8 protein-coding genes are annotated in these 15715 nt (G+C 53.8%); 3 read left to right on the top strand and 5 right to left on the bottom strand.

Features of this window, described 5'->3' with window-relative positions; genetic code table 11:
• Positions 1 to 11: 11 nt before the first annotated feature.
• The 4 genes from MK110_09285 to MK110_09300 all read right to left on the bottom strand — a co-directional run bounded on the left by MK110_09285 (position 12) and on the right by MK110_09300 (position 11197).
• On the bottom strand, positions 12 to 4325 hold the full coding sequence (locus tag MK110_09285) for a PQQ-binding-like beta-propeller repeat protein (GenBank protein MCH2211484.1): 4314 nt from the start codon (positions 4323 to 4325) through the stop codon (positions 12 to 14).
• Positions 4326 to 4755: 430 nt separating this feature from the next.
• Positions 4756 to 7743, bottom strand: coding sequence for a PSD1 and planctomycete cytochrome C domain-containing protein (locus MK110_09290; protein MCH2211485.1), 2988 nt, complete (start codon positions 7741 to 7743; stop codon positions 4756 to 4758).
• 8 nt (positions 7744 to 7751) lie between these two features.
• The gene (locus tag MK110_09295; protein ID MCH2211486.1) at positions 7752 to 9182 is read right to left on the bottom strand and encodes a DUF1501 domain-containing protein; all 1431 of its coding nucleotides are present in this window, start codon (positions 9180 to 9182) and stop codon (positions 7752 to 7754) included.
• Positions 9183 to 9847: 665 nt separating this feature from the next.
• Positions 9848 to 11197: a DUF1501 domain-containing protein gene (locus tag MK110_09300; GenBank protein MCH2211487.1), complete on the bottom strand. Its 1350-nt coding sequence runs from the start codon at positions 11195 to 11197 to the stop codon at positions 9848 to 9850.
• Between the two features lie 366 nt (positions 11198 to 11563).
• Between MK110_09300 and MK110_09305 the strand changes: the two genes are divergently transcribed.
• The gene (locus MK110_09305) at positions 11564 to 12334 is read left to right on the top strand and encodes an SDR family oxidoreductase (protein MCH2211488.1); all 771 of its coding nucleotides are present in this window, start codon (positions 11564 to 11566) and stop codon (positions 12332 to 12334) included.
• A 179-nt stretch (positions 12335 to 12513) separates the two neighbouring features.
• On the opposite strand, the gene MK110_09310 is transcribed toward MK110_09305, so the two are convergent.
• A complete protein-coding gene (locus MK110_09310; GenBank protein MCH2211489.1) occupies positions 12514 to 13302 on the bottom strand; it encodes an SDR family oxidoreductase in 789 nt (262 codons plus the stop codon).
• Positions 13303 to 14346: 1044 nt separating this feature from the next.
• Between MK110_09310 and MK110_09315 the strand changes: the two genes are divergently transcribed.
• Positions 14347 to 14619, top strand: coding sequence for a hypothetical protein (locus MK110_09315; protein MCH2211490.1), 273 nt, complete (start codon positions 14347 to 14349; stop codon positions 14617 to 14619).
• A 63-nt stretch (positions 14620 to 14682) separates the two neighbouring features.
• Positions 14683 to 15714: a hypothetical protein gene (locus tag MK110_09320; GenBank protein ID MCH2211491.1), complete on the top strand. Its 1032-nt coding sequence runs from the start codon at positions 14683 to 14685 to the stop codon at positions 15712 to 15714.
• The last annotated feature ends 1 nt before the right edge of the window (position 15715 follow it).

Raw genomic sequence — 15715 nt, forward strand, 5'->3', positions numbered from 1 at the left:
GTTCGGTGTCGTCATTCCGTTCGTTGAATTTCGATTCCCGACAGGACGGGGGTGCCTTGTTTTGAGTTGAATTCGATCTGTAATTCATCTGCAATCATCACGTCTTCAAACGTTTCTGCAGCGATTCGGTGTTCCGGCGGGCCTGCGGGATCGAGCACGATTTGTTCATCACGTGTGATTCCCTGCAGTGCAACGTGGAACTCACGTCTGGTTTTCGGAAATGTCAGCGGTGTGGAAAACAGAAGTCGAACCCGGTACGGATACGGTGTCGGTTGATCCGCATCGTCCGGGCGCGTTTCATCTGCATCTATGACCAGTCGAGCCGACTGTTCGTCGTGTCCCTGTGATGCCAGTGCTGTCCGTTGCCCCGCTCCACTGATGAAAAACACAATAGAATTACCCGGATTCCAGTCTGCACGGTCAGTGACAGCCTGGATCAGCGGCGTGATGTCTGCAGTACGCTGGGCATCACCTGTGTCGCCGTTTTTTTTCCATTCCTCCGGATGCCAGGTAACCTTCTGCACCGTTTTTGGTCGGGACGTCAGATCGTGTGCGTCACTGCTGAAACGTTCTGCATGGCCGGTATCCTGAGCGGAAATGATCAGTGACGCCGGTTCGGCGGACGGTTCTTGGCAAATGAACTGAATGTAAGCACTGTGGATTTCGGCTCCACGTGCCAAATTGACCTGATTGAATCTCATTCCGACCAGTTGAGTTTCTCCGTCTTCAACGAGTTCCAGGTCTCTGCTGTCGGTGTGGACGTCACCGTTATCCCTTTCTTCTGCGTCGTCATCTGTATGATCGATCGGCAGGCCGGTACGGAGACTGGTTTCCCTGGTAAGAGTGAATCGGATACGGACCTTTCGGACGTTGTCTGCACCCGATGCGAGGATCCATGATTCCTCACCTGCGGCAACAGAAGACGAATGATGTCGAAAGAGTGTCGCGTCGTCATTCAGATTGACGGAAAGAAGAGGCGACGGGCCGGCGACTGGTGGGTATTCCAGCCACAGTAATCCGTCTTCTGTCCGGCGGTCACCGGGCGCACCGATGTTGACTCCCACCCTGCTGAGCTGATCGGTTTCCGTATGACTGGCAGCTGTCGGACTGATGGTCCAGAACTCCAGTTCTGGCATGTGCACGAGTGCCAGAGATGTCTGGTTCTGATAGGCGCAACTGCACGTTCGGGTGTAGTCCGGAGCGTTGAGAACTCCGTTGGCTACGACAAGATTAGACGTGCATCCGGACTTGAATCCACCAAAATTTCCTGTGCCGCTCTCCCCCAGCAGGTCATAAAAACCGGCGGCACCGGATCGGAATGTCAGCAAATGCTCGCTTGCTACAATGTTGTTGCAACCGTAGGCCCTGGTTACTTTCCACGCCTGAAGCTCACCGGTCAGCGGATTCGGGACCATCTTTTGGTGACCGTCTGTGATGTGAAACGCTCCGGCCGATTCGGTGTACGAATTCGCATTTGTGATGATCCAGTCGTTGTGCAGCATACAAGGTCCGGCATATTTGATCGTGTCCTTTTTCCATTTCAGTGTTCCGTCATCAGCGTGAAAAACGGCCATCCCCTGCCCGATTTCGGCATAAAGCCGGTCACTTGCCGCAGCACCCGCCTCCAGTAACAGATTATGTTCTTCAGAATATCCCAGCCATGTACCGAACACCCTGTCGGTCATCTCCCATACCGTTTCGCCGCTCTCGGCATCAAACGCCGCGATACGGTAGCTGTCTGCCCGCGAGGAACCGCGTCGACGCAAAGCTGCTTCGATGAGTTCCGGAGTTCGGTCGAGACAATAGATTCGCCCGCCGCCGGCAACGATTCCATTGTGCCAGAAGCTGTGTTTTGCGCTGACCTGCCACAAAACTTTTCCGGAGTGTCGATCAAATGCAACCAGTCCCAGACTGGCCGCGCGATCCAGACTCTTGGACCCAAATCCTGCGCGACTTCTTCGAAGACCGCGGTCAGATTCCGGATTCAGTTTGTTGCGTTCCCGATAATTGGCGTAGCCGTATCCGCCCAGCAGCACATCTTCATACACTCCAATGTAACCCCACTGTGGTTTGCTGCCTGACTGGTCCTGAGGAAGCTGAATTTCCTGAATCGTTGTCCCGACTGCGGGATCGAGTATATGGCAGCGACTGCCTTCCACCACATAGATACGGTCTTCTGTCACGATGTAGTTTGTACCCCGACCGTTGGCTCCGGGAATGTGCACCTGGTTGTATTTTGGATCGAGCGGAGTATTCGTGTATGTTTCATCGTAATAGACGTCGAAGGTACCCAGGTCTTCGAATTTCCTTTTCCACAGGACTCTGCCCGTATACACATCACGAGCACTCAGACTGTTAATGCCTTCAATAAACAGTCGGCCTCCGGCAACCTGTTCGGGAGGGCCGTGTCCATGTCTGGGTAACACCTCCATGTTGCTGCTTCCTCCGAACCACAGGATCCCCAGCGGCAGTTTCACACGTCGGTCATTCGACTTAACCGTGTTGGCAATATCGCCGTACTGATGCGTCCAGTCGGCAGAGCCAGGAAGCTTTCCGGTACGTCGAATCATTACGCTGTGATCTGTGATCGTTACTTCCGCCTGTTCAAGACCCAGACCCTGCACGCGTTCCGCCAGTCGATCTTTGTTGTTGTCTGCGATCAGGTGCATCACGCCACCGTACGGACGCACACCTCTGTACAATTCCGCAATCAGACCGTCGTCAGCAGAAGAGGTCAGCTCGTGTCCGGCGAATACCACGTTCGCCGTATACTTAGGAGCCCGAAATAACGCAGCAGGTGAACAGTGTGCCGTTGTGCTTCCATACAGGCCTGCGCCATCAAGTAAATGTCGCAGATGATCAATTTTTTCCGCGTCAGGATCAATAATTGCCAGTTGTGTGAACGGTGAGTGTGCTGCAAGAGCGTGAATCAGAGATTCGTCGGAGATTCCGTACCAGTATGCATAGCCTTCAGCGTCCGCATGGTCCATGAGACCGGAAACTACATGTACCGCATCCGGTCGTGTTTCCATCACAGTGAATTGTTCGGTTTGTGGCTCGATCGTGTTTTTGCTGTCCTCACCGAAAGCCAGGAGTGCCCCCTGAATTGTTACAGCGAACAGCTTTCCGTCACCGGCCAGTAAACGTTCAATTTGTCCCTGGACCGGAATCGAGTCTGTAATGAATGCCGGGCGTTTCCCGTTCGGCAGACGAATGACTGTGATCGATTCTTTGCCTGCTGCGTACAGTTGCCTGCCGACCGCAATCATGTCCCCTCGTCCGTCAGCTTCGATTTCCCAGATGACCTGATCGTTTTGGTCATAGGCGCGAATCACCGGACGTCCGTCTGTGGATTCCGCCGAGTACACGATTCCGTCCAGCAAGACAGGTTCGTTGGGTGTGAAATCTGTCTTCAGACCGGTATTCAGGTCGAAGGCTCGTGTTCCTTTCTGTCGGGTGTGAACGTAAAACCGCTGATTGTCGGCCACAACGAATGATCCGCCGGTCCCCTTGCCCCCGGCGTTGATTTCAAAATACTTCAATCGTCCGTCACTGCGCTGAAGGACCGCCGGAACCGATCGGCCGCCAGGTACCACCAGAAACTCGTCGGTTGCCACGAGCGCCCCCTGCGGTGCGACACCTGCGAACGAAGGAGCGCTGTGCGGCTGTTTGATGTACTGTGCTCCCGTACCGTCATTTACCCACTTCACTTCACCGTTTGCTGCATCCAGAGCGTAGATAAATGTTCCCATCATGGGCCAGATGCTGGCCGCAAAATAGACTGTTTGGTCATGGATGACCGGAGCGCCTCGTGCCGGCCATGCAGAAATGACACGACGGTTTCCAATCACCTTTTGTGGTCCCGGTGCTCCCTGGAATTTCCACACCATCGTTCCGGTTGCTGCTTCCACGCAGTACAGGCAGCCGTCGTCACTGCTGAAATAGATTTTTCCATCTCGTCCGGCCGCAGGAAAACGGACCGGACCGCCTGTGAAGAATGACCACAGTTCATCACCCGTATCTGCGTTGAATGCCGTCAGTTTGTCACGATCGTTGAAACCGACAAACAGTCGGCCATCCATCACAATTGGCTCAAAAACCCGGTCGTATGTCATCAAATCCAGGTTGAGTGGATCGTCCCACGCCTGAACGCGCGGTTCGAACCCGCGTGTCCATCTGAGATTCAGGTCCACCGGCAGAGTTCCAGCTGATGATCCCGTTCGAGCGGCGTTAGCACGCCACATTGGCCAGTCCTCAGCCGAAGCAGGGCAACTCAGGAATAGTCCGGCAAGCAAATATACGATGCCGCGTAACGGTTGATTCATTGAAGACGACCTTTGGGGAATGCCGGACCGACTGACTTTTGTCGCTGAAACTATTCCGGTTCTGACGAAATCAAGAAGACAAAAAACAAACACATTGAAGGCAACAGCGAGGTTATCGTGACAGGACGATTTGAACAATCCAGTAAACTTCCCGGACGAGCTGACCGGAATCTCACCGTCTGGTGATTACCCGATGTTTGCTTTGATGTTTCCGGAATTCCGGGGACGTGTTGTGAATCGATTTCCGCACTTTACGAATCCAACGATCGCAGACCGTCCCGGTAACGGGTGCGATTGGCTGAGGGACCTTTTTCTGACGGAAGGTAAAACGTTCTGTCACAGCCTGAGAAGTGTGCGGATCGGGAGTGGCTGACTGCCGACGGCAGTGGGTGCATGGCGAACAAACATTGTCCTGTCCGGACGACGCGGCTCAGTCGATATAAAGAAACTCATTCGAGCACAGAAGCATGTGAACGAAATTTTCAAGGGATCGCCGGGACACCTCCGCAGAATTCAGGCCGGAGGATTCATAGAGTTGACTCAGATGTTGTAAGTGCTGTTCCGCGGCCCGGGTTTCAAGAACAGACGGTCTTCTGGCAAATGTAAGCCGGTAAGCCGTATTGATCTTGGTTGTCAGGTGCCCGTTGTTTTCGACAAGGGCCAGCACTCGGTCTGCCAGTCGGCTGGCGCTGACGGTCAGAAATCTGCTGTTGATCATGGTTAATGACTGCAGTGGAGTAGCCGAAGTCGAGCGTCGCACACAATTCACATCGATAACCGGATAATCAAACACCCTCAGAAAGGTCAGAGGATTCGAGCGACGTGCCAAAAGATAGATACTGCGTCTGGAACCGATGCCGCCGCTATCGTCCTGACTGACCGTCAGTAAACCATCGGATGTTGACTTCAGCATGACCGGCGGGCCTCCCATCGTGAAGTTCGCCTGACCGCTCACAGAAAGTACCGAATCACGCAGGATTTCGGCATCGAGACGTCGCAGATGCATTCGCCAGAGCAGACGGGCCTCCGGATCAATGGCCTGTGGATCGGGGGAGACCGTTTGTGGAGTCAGTCCGTTTTCACTGCGCGCGGTGAATGCCGTGTCAGGCGTTCGCGCCGAGGTCTGCCGGTACACTGTCGAGGTCATCATCAGTTTGTGTAACTGTTTGGCACTCCAGCCCTGACGCATGAATTCCACGGCCAGCCAGTCCAGAAGCTCCGGGTGAGTGGGACGTGATCCGGTGGTTCCGAAATTACCCGGCGTATCGACAATGCCCTTTCCAAAGTGGTGTTGCCACAGTCGATTGACAATTACCCGCGCCGTTAACGGGTGATCGGGACTGGTCAGCCATTCCGCAAAGGCCAGTCGCAGTCCTGTGGTGTCACCCACTGCGGCGGATGAGCCCACCGCATCGGAACTGCCGGGGGCGCTCAGCACGGTGAGAAATCCGGGACTGACTTTTGGACCGGCAAAATCCACGTCACCGCGGTGCAGCAGTCGGATGACCGGAGCTTCTCCCACATCCCACAGGGCCTGAAGTTTGTCCATCTGCAACGTAGACAGAACATTCCGGACAGTCAGGATCTGTGTCCTCAAACGAACGCAGGCAGCCTGATCCGCCTCATTCAGTGCTGAATCAATTTCTGTTTCAGTGACGTCTAGTTTCTTTTCATACCTGTCGACAATGTCCTTCTGCAGCTGACTTCGTTTTTCTTCGGGCGTTTGCAGGGCGACTTTTACATTTGCCCGTTCGGACTCCGGAACCTGTTTGAGTTTTCTGTCCAGAATGCGATTTCGATAAGGGGCACGAAGTTCACTGAACTGTTGCTCAAGTTTGTCGAGTGTTGCCGTGTGTTCCGATTGCTGATGTTCGATTTCGATTTGTCGGGACTTCGGTACTCCGTACAGATGCCGGTGTTTCGGTGGTAACCAGTCAGACGGATTGTATGCCGACGTGAACAAAGACAGAAATCGGTAGTAGTCTGTCTGAGGAATGGGGTCGAATTTGTGGCTGTGGCACCGTGCGCACGCCAGAGTCATCCCCAGCGTGCTTGTTGACACTCTGTCCATGAGCATGAACAGTGCCTCATATCGATCGAACGGCAAATTGGAGATATCCTCGTCGGTCGCATCCAGTACGTTTCGCAGGTAACCGGTTGCCGTAAGCAGTTCGATGATTTCGGGGCTGTATTTTTCTGCATTTCGCCAGTCAACCATTTCGTCTCCGGCGATCTGCTCAGCGAGGAATCGGTCCCAGGGAGTGTCTTGATTCGTGGCCGCGATGACATAGTCGCGATATCTCCAGTAGCCTTCAGACAACACGGGCTTGTGCGGATCGAAGTCCTTGTCTGAAGTATCTACATAACCAACTGCATCCAGCCAGTGCCGTCCCCAGCGTTCACCATAGTGTGGAGACGCAAGCAGTCGGTCAATCAGTCGTTCATATGCACCGGGCCCATCGTCGTCGAGAAATTGCTGAGCCTGTGCCGGTGTGGGCGGCAGCCCCGTCAGATCGAAATAGGCCCGTCGCAGCAGAGTGTGTTTTGACGCCTCCGGTGAGAACGTCAGACCATGTCGTTCCAGATCTGACAGAATAAACTGATCAATCGGCGTGCGAATTCTGTCTGTCCCCTCGACCTGTGGCAGTGGGAGAGCAACAGGTTGCTGAAAGGCCCAGAACTGACGGTCATCATCCGAAACTACTGAAGAATCCGGCGACTCAGTCGGCTGGTGCGTTACCTCCACGAAGTCTGCAAAGTTTCCACGATCGATCCATCGAGTGATGGACAGAATCTCGGCTGGTGTCAGAGGATCTTCCAGATCAGGTGGTGGCATCATTCGGCTGGAGATTTTGCGAATCAGCACACTCTTGTCAGAAAAACCTTCCACGATCACCGGGCCGCTTTTGCTGCCGCGGACCAGGGCCTCCAGACTGCCCAGATCCAATCCGGAGTCGGGATCTTCCGCTCCATGACATGTCACGCAGTGATCGGTCAGGATTGGCTGGATTTCTTTTTCGAAGCGTGTGAACTGTTCCTGAACTTCCGTAGGCAGCTCATTCGGTTCGCTTGAGGGAGCACCTGCTTCAATCCAGCGGCGAATCGTATCAATTTCAGCATCCGACAGCCTTAGCTCGAAAAGTTCCAGCGGCATCTCACGAGTCGAAACTTTCTTCCACAGCAGGCTTTTCTCCAAAGAGCCTTTCACAACAACCGGGCCATTCTGACTGCCACGCATCGTCAGGCGGGCCGAACGCAGATCAAGACCCAGCTGTGGAGAACTTTTTCCGTGGCAGTTAAAGCAGTAGCGGGTGAAGATCGGCAGAACATCGGCTTCAAAGACCGGGACCTCCGCGGTCACCGTCGATGCGGTCGCGGCAGCAGTCACCAAACTCAAAATTCTTAGATATTTCGTCATCGGCCCGGCTATCCGTCAACAACACGATTGGTCAGCAGATCACCAGCGACTTTCGCACCGGTTACCGTCACGTCTGAAGGAGTTTCAAGACGCCCGCTTTGGGGATACTGTACCCGCTTGTGGTCCAGCCCCAGTTGGTGACACACGGTGGCGATCACATCGGGAACACTGACCCGGTTGACCACGCTCTTGTAACCAAACTCGTCTGTTTCACCGTAAATCAGTCCCGCTTTGAATCCTCCACCGGCAAACCACACCGTAAAAGCGTTACGGTTATGGTCCCGACCTAACCCGTTTTGTGTTGTTGGAAGCCGGCCGAATTCACCGGCCCACATGACAATCGTGCTGTCCAGCAGACCACGGGCCTTGAGATCCTTGACCAGTGCCGTCGACCCGATATCAGTTTCCAGGGCGATATCATCCATTCCTTTGCGGATGTCACGGTGATGATCCCATGGTTGCAGAGGCTTGGTCATCACCTGCACAAACCGCACCCCCGATTCCACCAGACGGCGAGCCATCAAACAACGTTTACCGTATTTCGCAGTGACCGGATTGTCGAGACCGTAGAGTTTCTTCGTTGCATTTGTTTCACTGGAAAGATCAAGGACTTTCGGTGCTTCGAGTTGCATCCGGGCGGCCAGTTCAAAGTTTTCGATCCGTGCGTCAAGCTCTGATTCGCCCGGTCGATCACGATGGTGTGCCTGATTCAGTTTTGCCAGGAAATCCAGGTTTGCTCGCTGAGCTCCCCGCGGGAGAGAAGTCGCGGGATTCAAGTGGTGAACAGGGACTCCGCGGGTACTGAACTCAACGCCCTGATACAAAGCGGGCAGAAAGGCATTCGACCAAAGTTGTTTTCCCCCAACTGCGTAGCCATCCGGATCCCGAAGTACCACGTAGGCCGGGAGATTCCTGTTCTCGCTGCCCAGTGCATAGCTGATCCAGGCTCCCATTACCGGTCTTCCTGGAAAGATCTTGCACGTCAGCAGCATGTTGAGCCCTTCCAGATGATTGTTGTGCTCGGTATGCATCGAACGCACAAAGCACAGATCATCAACGATGGTGCTCAAATGGGGTAATGCTTCGGAAACGTCCATGCCGCATTCACCGTATTTTCCAAATTTGAGCGGGGACGGCAGCAGACTATTGACATTATTTGGCTGGTGAATTTCCACTCCGTCCGGATGTGGCTTGCCGGCCAATTGTGAGAGTTGGGGCTTCGGATCAAACAGATCCATCTGGCTTGGGCCCCCACTTTGAACCAGCTGGATAACGGCTTTGACGTTGCTGGGAAAATGAGTTCTGCGAACCTGAAGATCATTGTGTATCGTGACCTCAGATTCGGACAATGCCTCCGCGCCCAATAAATCAGCAACGGCGATCTGACCAAGACCAAAACCTGAAAGCCCGAGAATTTCCCGACGACTGAGTTGTATCATGTGACCGTCATACCTGTCGCGCACATCAAAACACGAAACCGGAGTGTCATTTCTGTGGCCTGCCCGATTCATAAGCATAATCGCTGTCGCCGCATGATCCAGGAACAGATCAGTTTAAATCAGTCAGCCACAGAACAGCCGTTCCGCAGATTATACTCTGGTTTTGGCAAAGATCACGCCGTATCAGCATCGGTTCCAGTCTCCCTCCCTGAATCCGTTAACCGAAATATTATGTCGAAAACGTTTTGACCCTCATTTCTTCGAAGTTTCAATTGACGAATTTGACGATCCGGATTGTCGAGATTGCGATTTCCTGCGCGGAGGCAGGAATCGATCGTATCTGCAATCGTCGCTGTGCGGCCGTGGTGAAGTTAGGTGCCGATCAAAGCACGTGAGGTCTGGTATTAGTTGAAGTAAGCAGCGAAGGAAACCGCCCGGGCGGAAGTCGAACAGCACGCGTGTGAACTGAACATCGCTCTGAGAGACCAGCAGTCACGGAGCCATTCCACTGCAGTATCCGGGGAAGCAGAAGAAGTATGAACGTGATGACGTTCGGGGAGTCACTTCCATTCACCGCAGCCGTAAAGTCAGCAGTACGACCGCAAAAAATAAACAGCCCGTTACCGTGACGCATTCCGCCACCAATTGATTGATGACCAGAGCGTTCAGACGAGTTCCTGCATCACGCCGTAACGGTCGTTGTCGACCAGATACTGTGGCCGGCCCTGAAGATCATTGAGCGTCAAATGTCGTACATCAACGCCCATGTTGTGGTACATCGTGGCAAAGACATCCTGAAAGTGAACGGGTCGTTCCGTTGCATATTCTCCCAGCCGGTTTGTAGCACCGATGACCTGTCCGGTTCGCATACCGCCGCCAGCCATCAGAGCACAGCTGACTCGGGGCCAGTGGTCCCGACCGCCTCTTTCGTTGATCTTCGGCGTTCGACCAAATTCACCCCACACCACTACCGTCACGTCATCAAGCATGTCGCGACGTTCGAGATCCTCGATCAATGCGGTGACGCCCTGATCGAGCATTGGGAAATCCTGGCGAGCCCGGGTGAAATTGCCGCCGTGCCAGTCCCAGCGGCTGAACGCCAGTGTCACGCAGCGCACGCCGGACTGAATCAGTCGACGCGCCACCAGAAAATGGTCAAGCAGCTTCTGGGCGCCATCTTTCTGTTTGGCAGGCGTGCCGCGACCGTAGCGGTCGCGGAGCTTCGTGTCCTCACGTTCCACATCCAGTGCTTCGGCAAGCTTGCTTGAAGTCAGGATTCCCAGAGCCTGTTCATTGAAAGCATCGATCCCTTCCATCTTACGGCTGGCGTCAGCCTCCCGACGAAAGCGGTCGAGTGACGTCAAAACACTTTGGCGGTCTCGCAGACGGTCAAGCGTGACACCGTTTAGTGTCATATTCTCTCGCGATTCAGCATTCGGTTTGAACGGCGCGTGTGCCACACCCAGGAATCCTGGATGTCCGGGATCACCCCACCTTTTGAAATTCGTCGGAGCGCAAAGACCGACGAATGGTGGCACAGACGGGAGTACCGGACCTTGTGTCTTCGACAACACGCTGCCGATTGCCGGCCACCCTCCTGACGGTTGCTGGGGACCGCGGTTACTGCGACCCGTCTGACACTGAAATGCCGCATGCCCCACCGCAGCACCCACGATGGAACGAATGAACACGAATTTGTCGGCGATGCCGGCAAGCAGTGGGAATTCTTCGCAAATCTCAATTCCCGGAACACTTGTAGCGATCGGCTGAAACGGGCCGCGTATCTCCTTAGGCGCTTCAACCTTCAGATCCCACATGTCCTGATGAGGTGGGCCGCCCGGCAAAAAAATATTGATGATCCCTTTATGGCTGGAGCGAATCTCCGATGCTGCTTCTGCCCGCAGAATCTGTGGAAGACTCATGCCTCCCAGCGCTAAACCACCGATCTGTAAGAACGCACGTCTGGGGACACCGTCGCAAAATCGTTCCGTCCTGTCGCCGAGAATTGTTAACATGGCCGAGGACCCCATTTGAAATGAGTTTTCGATGTAACACCGGGAAACTGATCATCGCCCCGTCTCCGCAGAAGCATGTCCTGTCAGCTGACGGCTGTCACAGCATGCAGTGGTTGCTCTTGCGTGAGTTATTTCCCACCGTAAGACCCGTAACCGAACCCAAAATCCAATATCAACGATCTGTAGTTTAATCGACCACTGATGGTCAGGAAACCATTTATAAAGTAGGCTCACAGCACAGGATACGCAGACGGACTTGACAGAACAAGACGCAACAGTTCCAGAGGTCCCCAAAGTGTGTCAGGGCGTTTAATATACTGACGTTTACCGTGTTGTGAAGTTTGTTAAGCATTAACAGGAGTCGTCATGAGTTTGCAGGGAAAAACAGCACTGGTTACCGGAGCCGGACGCGGGATTGGTAAAGGAATTGCGATAGAACTGGCACGGAGAGGCGCAGACCTTGTGATCAATGACCGTCCGGACGGACAGGATCTGGCCGACACTCTTCAGGAAATTCGGGACCTGTGTCCGTCTGCAACTGCCATCGAGGCGAATGTCTTTGAGCGATCGGAGTGTGAGCGACTTGTGTCGGCAGCGGTCGAAGCCAGGGGACGGATTGACATCCTGGTCAGTAATCCTGCAAACATTCTGTGGTGTGAATATCTGAAATTCGATCCCGATGACTTCGAGCGGGTTATCGCCGGCACACTCATTGGTGGTTTTCATCTTAGTCAGGTGGTCTCTCGACATATGGTCGAACGCGGCGGCGGCGGAAAAATTTTGTTCATTTCAAGTGTCCACGCCGAAATGCCCTACACGCCCTGTGTTGCATACAATGCTGCCAAGGCGGGTCTGAATCACATGGCGCGCACCATTGCCCTCGAACTGGCCCCGCATCACATCAATGTCAACTGTATTGAACCGGGGTGGATCGATACACCTGGCGAACAGGAGACATTCGGTGAAGACCGACTCCGGGAAGAAGGAGCCAAGCTTCCCTGGGGACGACTTGGGCAGCCGTCGGATATCGGAAAAGCGGCCGCTTTTCTTGTTTCCGATGAGGCCGAATATGTGACTGCCGAAATGTTACGTGTCGACGGTGCGTTCCTGTTCAAAGATGCAAAAGAAGAGGTGTAAGGCTTATACCTGGACTCAACGTCCGGGTACGTTCGTTTGGTCGACCGTGGTGATGTGTACCGCAGAATGATCACGGTGATTGTGGGATATCGCCGGTTGCTGCAATGGCATCCCGCGCACGAAAAACCTGAATCAGGACTGTTTATTCGTCGACTGGCGGAAATCAAAAATTCCAACAGTCAGTCAGATGGTTTCGGAGGGACACCAAGGCTTTTGCCGCCGTCGATGGCGATGCTGGTCCCGGTCACCATCAGTGCGGCATCGCTCGCTAAGTAAAGTACCGCAGCTGCAATTTCATCGACATGAATCATACGACCTGCTGCCCGAGCGATAGGGCTGGCAGCGACAGTCGCCTGGTAGGCAGCAGCCGGATCACCGGTTTCCCGGAGTCCCTGGTCCATCATAACGGTTTCGCCCACCGGGCCGGGGCAAACAGCGTTGACTCGTATTTGATCGGGGCTGTGGCATAAGGCCAGGCTGCGCGTCAGCGCAATCAATGCACCTTTGCTGGTTGAATATACGGGGTCGTGAGCGCGTGGCAGCAGCCCTGCATTGCTCGATATGTTAATGATCGACCCGCCGCCACTCATGTGGTTCATGGCATGCTTGCTGCAAAGAAATGGCCCTTTCACATTAACACCCATGCAAAAATCCCAGTCTTCTTCGCTGACATCAGGGACTTGTTTGACCATGCCGACACCTGCATTGTTGACAAGGATGTCAATTTTTCCTGAATGAGTCGCTGCCAGGGCGATTAAACGAATGACGTCCTGTTCAGTAGTCACGTCACAGTTTGTCGTTGTGACGTTAAGGTCTGTGAACGTTGTACCGTCGTCAGTCGAAGCTGCAATATCACCCCCAAAGACTTTCGCACCGTGGTTCGCCAGCATAATGGCAACGGCACGGCCAATACCGGAGGTTGTACCTGTTACCACAGCTGTCTTACCGCTCAGTGAGTTTGTGTTCATGGTGAGAATGCTTCAGGGCTATTTGGAAGACAATGTCGGACTGCCGTCACCGTCCGCGGATACAGGTACTGAGACCAAATCGGTCGTATGCTGATGATAATTTTGGCTGTATGCCGGAATGCATCAAACCTGGTGATGATGGCAGAATGCCGATTTGTTCTAGCAGATGGAAATCCGGCTCGCTATCGGTCGGCCGGCGATCAGGCGGGCATCGAGTGTCTGATTCAGTACATGACGGGTTCCCCGTTCAGTGGGTTTCGTCTAATGGAAGGTCAGCGACAGCGGGTCGGTCATCCACTGAACAGACGGCCATCATGCCATTGGCTTTGTCGCACCTGGAGCGTACCCATGTCGATTGGTAGTCAACATTATTCAGTAACCTGTGAACGAGCTGATACCGGATTCGTTGTCTGTTCATACCTACTCCATGGTTCCGCTGCGATCAACCACCAGTCTGATACCAGGCAGTTGTAGGTTTCAATTGAAGATCTTGTTTTGTGCTCATTTCACGGCCGGTTTTACTTCTACCGTGTTCTGTTCCGATACAAGCTGTTCGACCATACTCAAGATTGTTTGACCTGTCTGCCTGGCTTTGCCAACTGGTTGCTCCTCTGACCGTATTGGGTGTCGCATTCGAATCAACGTTAGTGCTTCATTCAAATAGCTACCGGCCGTATGTCCGGGACCACGTAAACCTCATCGTCCCTGATGGTAAGTTGTTTGCAGCCATTTCAGATCGGGCTCATCGTCCGCGATTGCTTTCGGGGATTGTGTCTGGCGTGACTGTAGGTTTCTGCAAAACGCGGCAATGCTGTTTGACATGTTTCGCCGCCTCTTACTGCTTCGGAGTTCTCCTCATTTCCTGGTCTGCCTGATGGTGCAGTCACGACATACAGGCTGAATTAATCCATCGAAAGAGGTTTGATATAGAGGGGGACGTCGGCTATTTTGAAGGAGCCAGGGAGATTGAAAGCGTTGTCAGATATGAGTTTGTACTCTGTCACCACTCAAAAGTCGGACCTAAACACGGCTCAGGAGATTCCTGTGAAAAAGTTCGTTTTTGCAAACATGGCCACCGTGCTGCTGCTGGCAGTAGGGATCGCTTTAGGGGCGGACAAGAATCAATCCCTGGAAATGCGATCGCTGTCCGCCGATTACGCAAAATGCCACGACGATATCTGCCTCAAACCAGGCGAACAGTCATATCAGAACATTCCGTGGCGTACGTCGATCCTGCAGGGCATGGTGGATGGCCAGAAAAGTGACAAGCCGATCATGATCCTCCTGATGAACGGACATCCGCTGGGCTGCACCTGAGGCAACGGCGTTTCCACCAGACAGTTTGTCTGGACAGACCCCGCGGTACAGGAATTGTCCCAGATGGTTGTCCCCGCAGCCGACAGGATTGAGCACTCGGGTAAGTGGGGTAAGTGGCTGCAGAACGGAACGGATTTTGTAAGTCGCTTCGCCCAAAACATGATCAAGCAGTGCAAGGATGCGGCTGGCTATCAAGGCGTCTTTGTGGTGACGCCCAGCGGTCTGCTGCTGGCTGGATCTCATGCGGCGATCCACGACGCGCGGACAGTCGAAAAGCATCTGCGACAGGGATTGGAAAAATGGGAAAATCTTTCAAAAGCCGAGCGTCTCATGACCATGGAGGTGTTTGCCAGGACTGTGAGCGAGCTGGGCAATGTTGAACACACAAGCCAGTATCCTCGAGACGGCCTCGCGCTAAGTGTGATTGCCCGTGACCTGTCCCAAACCAGCAAGCTTCCCAACAGGAACGCGTACAACCTGGATTATGCGTGGTTCCGAAAAGAAGAGGCACGTGCGTTCGTTCCAGTTCAGCCAGTCCGAGGCGCCAGGCAGGAAGTTCCTCGCGACCTGGTGGAAAGGCTGGCTCGGTTCCACATTATTGATCTTGTCCGAGGCAACACGGAATCCTATCCAAAAGAGGCAGTGGAGCATGCAGAGCTGTCGACGGAGGTGATCGATGTAAAAGCAGATCTCATCTCGTTGCATTTCAGGGGCCGAACGCGAACGTCGGAAGCCCAGGCTGAAGCAAAATCGAACGCCAAGGCGTCTGGCACTTCCGAACCTGAAACCCGGGGTGTCGATGCCAGGCTCGAGGGGCAGGCCGTTTTCGATTTAAAGGCCGAGAAATTTGTCTCGTTTAACCTGGTCGCGGTGTGCAGTCGATGGGGCGTGAATCCTTCTCGCCGTCTTCATGGACGGGATTTCGGTCCGGCGCCGATGGGGGTTGTTCTTGAGTTGGCCGGAGCCAGCGCCGCTGAGCAAGTCCCTCCCCAGTTCGTTAAATCCTACGGATGGAAAACGTTAGATTTCACCATTCCGGAAATCAACGATGTGAGCCCCGATTATTTCACTCGCAATTTGAAAATTGACAATTGAA

Origin of the sequence: Fuerstiella sp. (assembly GCA_022447225.1) — a bacterium.
GTDB lineage: Bacteria > Planctomycetota > Planctomycetia > Planctomycetales > Planctomycetaceae > S139-18.

Excerpts from the sequence above, each read along its gene's own strand:
- MK110_09320 (MCH2211491.1), top strand. The coding sequence starts at position 14,683 with ATGGTTGTCCCCGCAGCCGACAGGATTGAGCACTCGGGTAAGTGGGGT.
- MK110_09295 (MCH2211486.1), bottom strand. The coding sequence starts at position 9,182 with ATGATACAACTCAGTCGTCGGGAAATTCTCGGGCTTTCAGGTTTTGGT.
- MK110_09310 (MCH2211489.1), bottom strand. The coding sequence starts at position 13,302 with ATGAACACAAACTCACTGAGCGGTAAGACAGCTGTGGTAACAGGTACA.
- MK110_09285 (MCH2211484.1), bottom strand. The coding sequence starts at position 4,325 with ATGAATCAACCGTTACGCGGCATCGTATATTTGCTTGCCGGACTATTC.
- MK110_09290 (MCH2211485.1), bottom strand. The coding sequence starts at position 7,743 with ATGACGAAATATCTAAGAATTTTGAGTTTGGTGACTGCTGCCGCGACC.
- MK110_09300 (MCH2211487.1), bottom strand. The coding sequence starts at position 11,197 with ATGTTAACAATTCTCGGCGACAGGACGGAACGATTTTGCGACGGTGTC.
- MK110_09305 (MCH2211488.1), top strand. The coding sequence starts at position 11,564 with ATGAGTTTGCAGGGAAAAACAGCACTGGTTACCGGAGCCGGACGCGGG.